Annotated in this window: 9 protein-coding genes and 2 rRNA genes; 1 reads left to right on the top strand and 10 read right to left on the bottom strand. The window is 73.5% G+C overall.

Annotated features, from left to right (window positions below; translation table 11 throughout):
* Positions 1–18 precede the first annotated feature (18 nt).
* From ACFCX4_RS03700 to ACFCX4_RS03665, 8 genes are all read right to left on the bottom strand, one after another.
* Positions 19–828, bottom strand: coding sequence for a DUF6039 family protein (locus tag ACFCX4_RS03700; protein ID WP_376138613.1), 810 nt, complete (start codon positions 826–828; stop codon positions 19–21).
* A gap of 75 nt (positions 829–903) precedes the next feature.
* On the bottom strand, positions 904–1,749 hold the full coding sequence (locus ACFCX4_RS03695; RefSeq protein WP_376138611.1) for a hypothetical protein: 846 nt from the start codon (positions 1,747–1,749) through the stop codon (positions 904–906).
* A 31-nt stretch (positions 1,750–1,780) separates the two neighbouring features.
* Positions 1,781–2,989: a class I SAM-dependent methyltransferase gene (locus ACFCX4_RS03690; protein WP_376138609.1), complete on the bottom strand. Its 1,209-nt coding sequence runs from the start codon at positions 2,987–2,989 to the stop codon at positions 1,781–1,783.
* Positions 2,986–4,278, bottom strand: a complete 1,293-nt coding sequence (locus tag ACFCX4_RS03685) for a cytochrome P450 (protein ID WP_376138607.1) — start codon at positions 4,276–4,278, stop codon at positions 2,986–2,988. Before ACFCX4_RS03685 ends, ACFCX4_RS03690 begins: the two co-directional genes overlap by 4 nt.
* Before the next feature lie 225 nt (positions 4,279–4,503).
* Entirely contained in the window at positions 4,504–6,129 is a 1,626-nt protein-coding gene (locus ACFCX4_RS03680; protein WP_376138605.1) for an ABC transporter ATP-binding protein, read from the bottom strand.
* The gene (locus tag ACFCX4_RS03675) at positions 6,126–6,947 is read right to left on the bottom strand and encodes an ABC transporter permease (RefSeq protein ID WP_376138603.1); all 822 of its coding nucleotides are present in this window, start codon (positions 6,945–6,947) and stop codon (positions 6,126–6,128) included. The genes ACFCX4_RS03680 and ACFCX4_RS03675 overlap by 4 nt, the downstream gene beginning before the upstream one ends.
* Positions 6,944–7,909, bottom strand: a complete 966-nt coding sequence (locus tag ACFCX4_RS03670) for an ABC transporter permease (protein ID WP_376138601.1) — start codon at positions 7,907–7,909, stop codon at positions 6,944–6,946. The genes ACFCX4_RS03675 and ACFCX4_RS03670 overlap by 4 nt, the downstream gene beginning before the upstream one ends.
* The gene (locus ACFCX4_RS03665; protein WP_376138599.1) at positions 7,909–9,465 is read right to left on the bottom strand and encodes an ABC transporter substrate-binding protein; all 1,557 of its coding nucleotides are present in this window, start codon (positions 9,463–9,465) and stop codon (positions 7,909–7,911) included. Before ACFCX4_RS03665 ends, ACFCX4_RS03670 begins: the two co-directional genes overlap by 1 nt.
* 229 nt (positions 9,466–9,694) lie before the next feature.
* Here ACFCX4_RS03665 and ACFCX4_RS03660 point away from each other — a divergent pair, with 229 nt between their 5' ends.
* Positions 9,695–10,252, top strand: coding sequence for a DUF1697 domain-containing protein (locus ACFCX4_RS03660; protein ID WP_376138597.1), 558 nt, complete (start codon positions 9,695–9,697; stop codon positions 10,250–10,252).
* A gap of 115 nt (positions 10,253–10,367) precedes the next feature.
* Here the strand turns inward: ACFCX4_RS03660 and rrf are convergent.
* Both rrf and ACFCX4_RS03650 read right to left on the bottom strand, forming a co-directional pair.
* Positions 10,368–10,484: ribosomal RNA gene (gene rrf / locus ACFCX4_RS03655) — 5S ribosomal RNA — on the bottom strand.
* 89 nt (positions 10,485–10,573) lie between these two features.
* Positions 10,574–10,666 (bottom strand): 23S ribosomal RNA (locus ACFCX4_RS03650); the annotation flags it as partial.

Raw genomic sequence — 10,666 nt, 5'->3', positions numbered from 1 at the left:
CGCTGCGGGTAACGGTGCTTACTGGCCCTGACGGGTCGCGTAGAGGCCCCAGTGGTGCGGGGTGAGCGCGGTCTCGCGCACGCTGCCGTCGACGAAGGTGCCCGGCCGGCCCTGCGCCGCGAGGTCCGCGCGCAGCCGCCCGTACACGGTGAGGTCCTTCAGGCCGATCGCCCAGTGCACCCGCTCGGCGTCGCCGAACGCCTCGTCGAAGAGGGTCACGGCGGCCTCGCCGGCGTACCGCTCGTTCACCGTGTCGGCGATCTCCCGGGCCAGCTCGCGCCCCTCGGCGGCGAAGCCGTGGCCGATGCGCGCGGAGCGCAGCAGCACGATGCCGGCGGAGGCGGAGTTCAGCTGCGGCCCGGCCTGGCCGGTCCACGGGAGCAGGACCGTCGAGTGCACGCTCCCGTCGACGAAGAGCCGGTCCCAGGCACCGCCTCCGGTGTCCTCCCCGACCCGCTCCTTGGCGATCGACTCCCGGAAGGCGCGGTCCCGGTCGCCCATTTCGACCAGGTCGTAATACACGTCGAGCGCGTCGAGGTGAATGAGGAAATGGATCCGGTCCTCGTAGCCGAAGCTCTCCTCGTAGACGAACGCACTCGCCCGGCCGGCCTGCTGGGAATTGACGTGCTTCGCCACCTCGCGGGCGAACATCCGGCCCTCGTTGCGGAATTCGGACCGGAGCTGGCCGCTCTTGCGCACCATCGCCCCGGAGTTCCCGGAGTGCAGCAGGGACTCCGGAGCGGCGGGTTCGGCCTGGTGGGAGGCCGGTGGAACGATCCTGGAGCGCCGCTCCGCCGTCCCGGCCGATTCCGTGAAGGTGTCGGTCATCGGAATTCGTCTCCTTCTGGTGGTTTCCTGCGGCATTTCCGCCCGCCGGTTCTTCCCGCCGCTCCTGCGGCGACTCTAGGCAGGACCTCCGGACGGCGACTGCTCAGTTCGGAGCAACTCGTCCACGCATTCGGCGACCCCGGGGTCGCGCATCAGTTCCAGGTGCGGGAGGTCGAATTCGACCACCGTGCCGACCAGGCCGGGGCGCGCCGCCGGCGGGAACGCGTCGAGCCCGAACCCCTCGGTCGCGGAGTTCAGCGCCGTCGCCTCCTTCCAGACCGGCCGCGGGTCCACCTCGGCGCCGGCCGCCAGCCAGTGCAGGTAGGCGGCGAAGATCAGCGCCAGTTCGGTGCTGCGCTCGCCGGACATCCCGGCCCGCTCGCAGGCCGGCGGCAGGATGCGCCGGCAGAGCACGCCGAGACCCGCGGCGAGGTCCAGGGCCGTGGCGGCCGCGGCGTCGGCCTCACGGCCCTCCCGCAGCGCCGCCGCCACCTCCTCGGGGGCCAGCACCGGGCTCAGCCGGGCCGTCATGAACCGTTCGTAGTGCTCGATCACCATCCGGCGTTCCGCCAGGTCGGGATCGATCAGGACCAGCCGCGGCCGGTCCTGCCAGCGGGAGATCTCCTCGACCAGCGCGGCCGCGTACACGCTGCCGCTGCAGAAGCCGATGACCGCCCGGACCGGCAGCCCGCTCGCGCGCACGTCGGCCGTCCAGCGGGCCACGTGGCCCGCCGCGTCCAGGCCCTCCTCCTCCCCGTACGGCGGGGGCATGGTCTCCCAGAACGTGGCCTCCGTCCGGAGTCCCTCGACCAGTTCGGTGAACGTCGCCGACGGGCGGCCGGCGGTGCCGAAGTCGGCCAGGACGACGAGTCCGCCGCCGTCCGCCTCGCGCAGCACGCTGTGCGCGACCGGTGTCTTCACTGTCTGCTCCTCGGTAGGGCGCCGGGACCGGCTACATGGTGGGGACGTTGACCAGCGGGCGGCCGGCCGACGTTTCGGGGGCGACCGCCAGGCCGCCGCTCGTCCGGGGGGCGAGCACCGCGTCGTAGTCGGCCGACTCGCTCGCGGCCGGGACGCAGTAGCAGGCCAGACCGCGCGCGTCGGCGGCGGCGCTCAGGTCGGCGGGGAGGAGGCCGGGCGCGGCCGGCTCCTCCGCCGCGAGCAGCGCGGCCAGGTCGACCGGCTCGTCCGGGGCCGCGGCGCGCAGGGCGGCGAGCGCGGCGACGGGCGCCGCCAGGCCGGGGTGCCGGATCCCGGTGACCCGCACCGGTGGGCCGCCCGCCGCCCCGGCCAGCAGCCGCTCCGCCGTGCGGGACTCCCAGGCCACCTGTCGGACGTCCCGCAGCGGGACCAGCGACGCGTCCGCCGGGCGCAGCCGGACGTCGTAGCGGAAGAGGTTCATCTCGGTGCCGTGCCGGCCGGGCTTGAGCCGGAGGTCGGCGACCAGCCCGTGCTCGGCGGCGAACGCGGGGAAGAACGCCGGGTCGATCACCAGCTCCCGCTCGTACGCCGCCATCGCCGCCAGCTGGGCCCGCAGTTCTCCGGCCGGCTGCTCGCCCGGGACCCTGACGGCCAGGACGGACAGCCGCAGGGCGTCCCGCAGCGGCAGGCTGTGCACGTCGCCGAGGAACACGGTGCCGCCCGGGGCGCGGCAGCGCACCGCGTTGGCCAGCGCGCGGCGCAGGTAGGCCTCGGTCGGGAAGTGGTGGATCACGGAGTTGAGGACGACGGTGTCGAAGCCGCCCGGCAGCGCGGGGTCGTCGGCCTGGGCGACGGTGAACCCGGCGCCGGGGTGGTGGCCGTAGTCCCTGACCATCCGCGCCACGGCGGTGCCGGAGATGTCGGTGCCCCGGTAGCGGCCGACGTGCGGGAGCAGTCCCTCGGCCACCAGGCCGGTGCCGGCGCCGAGTTCCAGGACGGCCTCGGGGCGCTGCTCCAGGACGGCCGCGACCGTGCCCTCCAGCCATTCGGCCGTCTCCGCCGCGGTGTAGTTCTCGCCGGTGATGCTGGAGCGCCAGCCGGAGAAGTCGGCGCCGCTGCCGCCCTCGGCGCTCTCGTAGACGGCGTCGTAGATCTCGGTCCACCGGCCGACGATCCGTGCCTCGTCGGCGGTCCCGTCGTCGGCGGTCCGCTGCGCCGCGGCCCTGTCGGTGCTGTTCATCGCGGTGCCTCCTGGGATTGCGCGCTCAGGCGGACCGGGAGCCGCTCCAGGCCCCGCATGATCCGGGTCGGCCGCCAGCGGAGCTCCTCGGGGCGGCAGTCGAGCGCGAGGCCGGGGAAGCGTTCGAACAGCATCCGGACCGCCACCTCGCCCTCCAGCCGGGCGAGCGGGGCGCCGACGCAGTGGTGGATGCCGTGCCCGAAGCCCAGGTGGTGCGAGCTGGTGGCCCGGGTGACGTCCAGCCGGTCGGCGCCGGGGTACTTGCCCTCGTCCCGGGCCGCGGCGGCGAGCGAGACGGTGACGATGCTCCCGGCCGGGACGACCGTGCCGGCCACCTCGACGTCCTCCAGCGCGACCCGGGTGGTGGAGAGCTGCACCGGCGGGTCGTAGCGGAGGAACTCGTCGACCGCGTTCGGGTACAGGTCCGGCTCGGCGGCCAGCAGGGCCCGCTGGTCCGGACTGTCCATCAGCGCGAGCGCGGCGTTGTTGATCAGGTTGACGGTGGGCTCCTGCCCGGCGCTCATCAGCAGCATCACGGTGGAGACGAGTTCGGTCTCGCTGAGCCGGTCGCCGTCGTCGGTGGCGTCGATCAGGCCGCTGAGGACGTCCGGCTGCCCCGCGCCCTCCCGCGCCCGGGCCCGCTTGTCCGCGATCAGAGCGGTGAAGAAGTCCTTCATCGCGGTGTAGCCCTCGGCCTTGGTCATCGCGCCCGGCGCGGCCCCGCCGGGGGCGGTCAGGATCGCGGTGGCCCAGGTGCGGAAGCTCTCCCGGTCGAGGTCGGGAATGCCGAGGATCTCGCACATCACCGTGGTGGCCAGCGGGTGGGAGTAGGCGTCGACCAGGTCGGCGGTCTCCCGTCCGGCCATCCGGTCGAGCAGTTCGGCGGCCACCTCCCCGATCCGCGGGCGGACCGCCTCGACCCGGCGCATGGTGAACGCCTTGCCGATGAGGCGGCGCAGCCGGGTGTGGTCCGGCGGGTCGGTGTTCGCCACGTGGTAGAGGTAGTCGGCGCGCTCGCCGGGCTCGCCCGTCACGTAGCCGGCCGCGCGCAGCTGCTCCCAGGCCCGGGCCGGGTCCTTGGAGAACCGGGGGTCGGCGAGCACGTCACGGCCGTCCTCGTAGCCGAGGACGATCCAGCGGTACAGGCCGTTGGGCTCGCGCACGAGCTGGACGACGCCGTCCTCCTCGCGCATGCGCCGGTACATGCCGTAGGGGTCGGGCTCGGTCCCGGTGGACAGGATCCGGACGGGTCGGCCGTCCGGTCCGAGGTCCGGGCGCTGCTCATCCATGGCGCACTCCTAGGGTCTCTGGCTGGCTTTTTCATCGTCCCGGCGCGTCCCCGGCCGGTCTGGCGAGGATTGAGCAGCGGCGCCACGCGGGCCGGACGGGCGGCGTGCGGTATGGCGCGCGGCACGGTTCGGGACAGGACGGGGCCGGGCGGCACGGGGCGGGGCGGCCCGGAACAGGGCGGGGCCGGACCGTCGGCGACGGCCCGGCCCCCGACGCGGCCCGTCTCAGCGGGAGTTGCTGAGCGCCCTCCGGTCGCCGGTCGCGGTGGCGGCGAGCAGCGAGCGGGTCCACGGGTGCTCGGGCGCGGTGAGCACCCGCGCGGTCGGCCCCTCCTCGCAGACGACGCCCTCGTGCAGGGCGAGGACCCGGTCCGCGATCCGGGCCAGGACGCCCAGGTCATGGGTGATCACGATGACCGCCAGGCCGAGCTCCGCGCGCAGCCGGTCGATCAGTTCGAGTACGGTCGCCTGCACCCGGGGGTCCAGGCTGGAGGTCATCTCGTCGCAGACCAGCATGTCGGGTCCGGCCGCGAGCGCCCGGGCGATGGTGACCCGCTGGCACTGGCCGCCGGACAGCTGCGAGGGCCGCCGGCTGGCCGTCCCCGACGGCAGCCCGACGAGGGCCAGCAGGCGCTCCGCCTCGGCCTCGGCCTCCGTCCGGCCCATCCCGCGCAGCCGGCGCAGCGGCCGGACCACCGCCGCGCCCACGGTGCGGCGCGGGTTGAGGGAGCCCGCCGAGTGCTGGGGGATCACCTGGATCCGGCGGCGCTGCTCGACGCTGCGGTCCTGGATCCGGGGTGCCAGCGGCTCTCCGTCGAGGGCGACCGTCCCCGCGTCGGGGCGGTGGGTGCCGCTGACGCAGCGCGCGAGCGTGGTCTTGCCGCTGCCGGACACGCCGAGCAGGGCCAGGCACTCGCCGCGGGCCACGGTGAAGGAGACGCCGTCGACCACCGTGCGGCCCTGCCGACCCTGCCGGTGGCCGGCCCGCAGGCCCTCCACCCGGAGCAGGGGTCCGGCCGGGGTCCCGCCGCCGGGCGCCTCCGGCTCCTCCGGGGCCCGCCCGTCCGGGTCCGCCGGGCCGTCCGCCCTGGGGCGGCCGAGGTCGGCGACGGTCGGGACGGCCCGGATCAGCTCCCGGGTGTAGGGAGCCGACGGACGCCCCATCACCTCGTCGAGCGGTCCGTCCTCGACGATCCGGCCGTCGCGCACCACCACCAGCCGGTCCGCGACCAGGGCGGCGCTGGGCAGGTCGTGGGTGACCATCAGCAGCGCCGACCCCCGGCGGGTCACCAGGTCGTCCAGCCGGGCGAGCACGAGGTTGCGCGCGATCGCGTCCAGCCCGGTGGTCGGTTCGTCGACGACGAGCAGCGCCGGGTCCCCCGCGGAGATCCGTGCCAGCGCCAGCCGTTGCTGCTGGCCGCCGGAGAGCTGGTGCGGGTAGCGCCCGAGCAGCTTCGGGTCGTCCGGCAGGCCCACGTCGGCCAGCCGCCGCAGGAGCGCCGCGTCGGAGCGGTCGGCCGCGAGTTCGGCGAGCTGCCCGCGCACCCGCAGCGTCGGCGTCAGCGCGGACGCGGGGTCCTGCGGCAGGTAGGCCACCGACCGGCGGCGGTAGGCCCGGAGCGGACCGGCGGACAGCCCCAGCACATCGGTGCCGTCGACCAGGACCCGGCCGCCGGCCACGCCGAGGCCGGGCCGCACCTCGCCGAGCAGGGCCATCGCGAGGGTGGTCTTCCCGGAGCCGGACTCGCCCACGACGGCCAGCCGCTCGCCGCGGCCGATCGCCAGCGAGAGCCGGTCGAGCACCGGCCGGCCGGTGCCGTCCGTGATCAGGAGGTCCTCCACCCGGATCATCCGTCGAGCCTCGCTGCCAGCCGGTCCAGACCGAGGTTGGCCGCCACGGCGAGCACGCCGAGGCAGACCGCGGGAGCCACCACGGCCCACGGGGTGAGGGTGATGCCCTCGATGTTCTCGCTGACCATGGCACCCCAGTTGGGTTCGTCCGCGCCGAAGCCCAGGAAGCCCGCGGCGGAGGTGAGGGCGACCGCGACGGCGAGCCGGGTGCCGGCGTCGGCGAGGATCGGCCGCACGATGTTGGGCAGGATCTCCCGGAACAGCACCGAGGGCACCGACTCGCCCAGGCAGACCGCCTGTTCGACGTAGCCCTGGCTCATCACCTGGACAGTGGCGGTGCGGGCGATCCGGGAGACGAAGGAGACCCCGGTGACCAGGATGATCATGATCAGGACGAGCGGGGAGTAGCCCCAGCCGTGCAGCAGCACCAGCATGGCCAGGGTCGGCGGGAACGCCAGCATCGCCCCGTCGAAGCGCGACACCAGCGCGTCGACGAAGCCCCCGCGGTACCCCGCCAGCATGCCCAGCGCGGTGCCGAGCACCGTGGTCAGCAGGACCGCCAGCGCCGGCACCACGACCAGCGAGCGGCCGCCGGTCAGCAGCCGGGCCCAGACGTCGCGCCCCGCGTAGTCGGTGCCGAACGCGAGCGGGCCCCCCGGCGGGTGGTAGGGCGCGCCGACGATCCGGCCGGGGTCGGTGTCCACCAGCCAGGGCCCGGCCACCGCCAGCAGCAGCACGGCGGCCGCCGGCAGCACCAGGAGCAGCCGGGCCGTCCAGCGGACCGACCGGCCGGCCCACCGCCGCGGTTCTGCGTTCATGCGGCTCTCGTTCTCGCTTTCGGGTCGGCCAGCAGACTGATCAGGTCGGCCAGGATGAAGGAGATCAGGATGATCACCGCGAGCAGCAGCCCGACGCCCTCCAGCACGGCGAGGTCGTGGTTCTTCACCGCCGAGAGCAGGATCCGGGACAGCCCCGGGTAGTCGAAGACCACCTCGATCACGGTGGTGCCGCCGAACAGACTGCTGATCAGCCAGCCGAAGACCTGTGCGTTCGCGGGCACGGTCGTCGGCAGCACGTGCCGCCAGACCACCTGGTGCTCCGGCAGCCCCGCCATCCGGGCGGCCCGCGCGTTCGGCGCGCCGTTGGCGTCGGCGACCGTGGCCCGCACGATCCGCCCCGCCCAGGCCCCGCCGAACAGCACGATCGTGGCGACCGGCAGGACCAGGATCTCCGGCCGGTCCAGCGGGCTGCCCCCCAGCGGCGGGTGGGACACCGCCGGCAGCAGACCCAGGGTGCCGGAGAACACCAGCACCAGCAGACTGGCCAGCACGAACCCGGGCACCGCGACCACGACCAGGCTCGCCCCCGACAGCATCCGGTCCAGCCGGCTGCCCGGCCGCAGCCCGGTGGCCAGCCCGAGCGCCACGGCCAGCACCATGGTGGCCGCGCCGGCGATCAGGACGAGCAGCGTGGTGGCCCACAGGGGCTCCGCCACGATCTCGGCCACCGGCCGACGGGCCGTCAGGCTGGTTCCCAGGTCACCGCCCAGCGCCGCCGTGACCCAGTCCGCGTACCGCACGAGCAGGGGCCGGTCCAGCCCCCACTCGTGCCGCAGCGCCGCGAGGTCCTGCTCGGTGCCGTTGCCGCCGAGCCAGCTGCCCGCGGCGTCGCCCGGCAGGACCGAGGCCCCGGCGAAGAGCGCCAGCGACACGACGAGCAGCGTCAGGACGGTCGACGCGAGCCTGCGCGCCACCGCCGCGAGTTGCCGGGGGACGGGCATCAGCCCTTGGTCGCCTTCGCCTGGTCGAACAGCTGGACGGACTGGCTCAGACGCACTCCCTCGACACCGGCCCGGGTGGCGTCCAGCTGCTCCTGGAAGCCCCAGACCAGGTCGCCGCCGTTGTCGTAGAAGTCCTGCTCGATCGCGTCGAAGGCGTTCGCCCGCGCGGTCGGGTCGACGAGCACCTGGGCCTCGGCGAGCCGGCTCCAGTGGGCCTGGCCGGCGCCGGTCACGTTGAACACGGCCTTCTCGTTGGTGACCGCCGCCAGGTGCAGGGCCGCCGGGCGGTTGACGTAGTAGAAGACCTGGAAGGGGTGCGTGGCCAGGCCCTTGAGGTCGGAGTAGTAGCTGTCCGCCGGGACCTCCTGGACGGCGAGCTTCACCCCGGCCTCCTCCAGCTGCTGGGCGAACAGCTTGGCGGCCGGCAGCATGCCCGGCACCACGTCGGCGGCCCGCAGGGTCAGCTCGGTGACACCGGCCTCGCGGAAGAGCTTGCGGGCCTCCTCCAGGTCCCGCTTGCGCTCGGTCAGCTTGGCGTTGTAGCCGGGCAGGTCCTTGCCCACGACGTCCTCGCCGGGGGCTCCGTACCCCATCAGCGCCTGCGCCACCAGGGCCGGCCGGTCGGCGGCCAGCCGCACGGCCTTGCGCACCTTCGGGTCGTTGAACGGGGCGAGGTTCTGGTTCATCGCGAAGGAGAGCGCGTTGGAGTTGGCGACGCCGCCGCGCTGGATCTTGATCCCGGTGTTGCCCTTCTCCGTCTGGGCCCCGGCCGCGCTGATGCCGACCGCGTAGTCGACCTGGCCGTCCTTGAGCGCGGCGAGGCGGGCCGCCGGGCTGGCGATCCGGTCGATCTCCAGCGCCGGGATCGCGGGCTTGCCGCCCCAGTACTGCTCGTTGGCCACGAGCCGGACGATCCGCTGGTCGCTGGTCTCGAACTTGTACGGGCCCGAGCCGATCGGCTTGGCGAAGTCGGTCGTCCCCTCCGGGAACACCACCGAGAACACCGCGAGCACCGACTCCTTGAAGTCGGCCCGCGCCCGCTTGAGCGGCACCTCCAGCGTGCTGTCGTCGACCACCTTGATCTTCGCGGCGTCGACGTCCGCGTACACCGAGGCACGGTTGCTCGGCGGGGCGGCCAGGGTGGTCAGGCTGAAGGCCACGTCGGCGGCGCGGACCGGCTTGCCGTCGTGGAACTGCACGCCCTTGCGGAGCTTGACGGTCCACATCGTCGCGTCGGCGTTCGGCTCGACCGACTCGGCGAGCTTCAGCTTGTACTCCTTGCCCTCCAGCGTCACCACGGAGTCGAACACGTGCTGGGCGACGATCGAGCTGGCACCCGCGCTCACCGAACGCGGGTCGAGGCCGGTGGTGTTGGTGGCATCGGCCGCCGCGATCCGCAGGACGTCCACCGAGGGCTTCGCCGCGGGCTTGGCTCCCGAGTCCGTGGAGGTGGCGGTGGAGGAGCAGGCGGACAGGCCGACCACGGCGGCGGCGATCGCGACGAGCACACGGGTCCTGGGCGTGCTCCGGGACGCCAGGCCAACGACCTTGGTCATAGTTCTCGTAATCCTTACGGTCCGCGCCGATGACACACCGGCCGTTTGAACAAGACCGTTGGACTCTCCCGCCGTCCTGGCCTCGTCGTCTGCGCAAAAATGCGCGCCCGGCGACCGAACCTGGCACTTCCGGGCCGTGGGACGTCCGGAGCCGTGCGCCGTCCGCCCGGTCGGTGCCGCTCGCTGTCCGTCCGTTGTCCGTTCGGTCGGCCGGTGCCAGACTGGCCGCATGATCACGTACATCGCGCTGCTCCGCTCCATCAACGTCGGCGGCCGGACGGTGACCATGGAGCGGCTCCGCGGCCTGTTCACCGAACTCGGCCTGGAGGGCGTCCGCTCGTACATCCAGACCGGCAACGTCTTCTTCACCGCGGAGGAGCACCCCGCCGGCAGCCCGGAGCGCGCCGCGCTCACCCGCCGGATCGAGGCCCACCTCGCCGAGTCGCTCGGCTACCCCGTCCCGGTGATGCTGCGCACCGTCGAGGAGATCGAAGCCGTCCTGGCCGCCGAGCCGTTCAAGGACGTCGAGGTCACGCCCGACCTCCGACTGACCCTCAACTTCCTCTCCGAACCGCTCCCCGCGGACTTCGCCCTCCCCCACACCTCGCCCAAGGGCGACTACGAGGTGCTCGGCGCCGACCCGGGCACCGCCTACGTGGTGATCCACCTTCAGAACGGCAAGTGGAAGAGCACCGGCAACCTGTTCGGCCCGTCCTTCCAGGGCTCCGCCACCTCGCGGTTCCTGCACACCACCGCCAAGATCGTGGCCGCCGCCCGCAAGGCCTGATCCGGTCGGCTCCCGACTTCACGGGAGCCGGCGCCGGCCTCTTCGGACGAACGCGGACGCACAACGCGAGAAGGCCCCCATCCGTATCCCGGATGGGGGCCTTCTCTGAATGATTGTTCGGCGGCGTCCTACTCTCCCACAGGGTCCCCCCTGCAGTACCATCGGCGCTGTGAGGCTTAGCTTCCGGGTTCGGAATGTAACCGGGCGTTTCCCTCACGCTATGACCACCGAAACACTATGAAACTGTCAACCGCACCCACCACCCGGTCTCCCGGGCGTGGGGGTCGTTGTTTCAGAACAACACAGTGGACGCGAGCAACTGAGGACAAGCCCTCGGCCTATTAGTACCGGTCAACTCCACCCCTCACAGGGCTTCCATATCCGGCCTATCAACCCAGTCGTCTACTGGGAGCC

Source organism: Kitasatospora sp. NPDC056327 (assembly GCF_042261735.1).
Taxonomy (GTDB): domain Bacteria; phylum Actinomycetota; class Actinomycetes; order Streptomycetales; family Streptomycetaceae; genus Kitasatospora.
Note: the sequence above shows the minus strand (reverse complement) of the source record. Positions and strands in the feature narration are given on the sequence as shown.

Coding starts and splice junctions, on each gene's coding strand:
- ACFCX4_RS03700 (WP_376138613.1), bottom strand. CDS start 828: ATGACCGACACCTTCACGGAATCGGCCGGGACGGCGGAGCGGCGCTCC.
- ACFCX4_RS03690 (WP_376138609.1), bottom strand. CDS start 2,989: ATGAACAGCACCGACAGGGCCGCGGCGCAGCGGACCGCCGACGACGGG.
- ACFCX4_RS03685 (WP_376138607.1), bottom strand. CDS start 4,278: ATGGATGAGCAGCGCCCGGACCTCGGACCGGACGGCCGACCCGTCCGG.
- ACFCX4_RS03680 (WP_376138605.1), bottom strand. CDS start 6,129: ATGATCCGGGTGGAGGACCTCCTGATCACGGACGGCACCGGCCGGCCG.
- ACFCX4_RS03675 (WP_376138603.1), bottom strand. CDS start 6,947: ATGAACGCAGAACCGCGGCGGTGGGCCGGCCGGTCGGTCCGCTGGACG.
- ACFCX4_RS03670 (WP_376138601.1), bottom strand. CDS start 7,909: ATGCCCGTCCCCCGGCAACTCGCGGCGGTGGCGCGCAGGCTCGCGTCG.
- ACFCX4_RS03665 (WP_376138599.1), bottom strand. CDS start 9,465: ATGACCAAGGTCGTTGGCCTGGCGTCCCGGAGCACGCCCAGGACCCGT.
- ACFCX4_RS03660 (WP_376138597.1), top strand. CDS start 9,695: ATGATCACGTACATCGCGCTGCTCCGCTCCATCAACGTCGGCGGCCGG.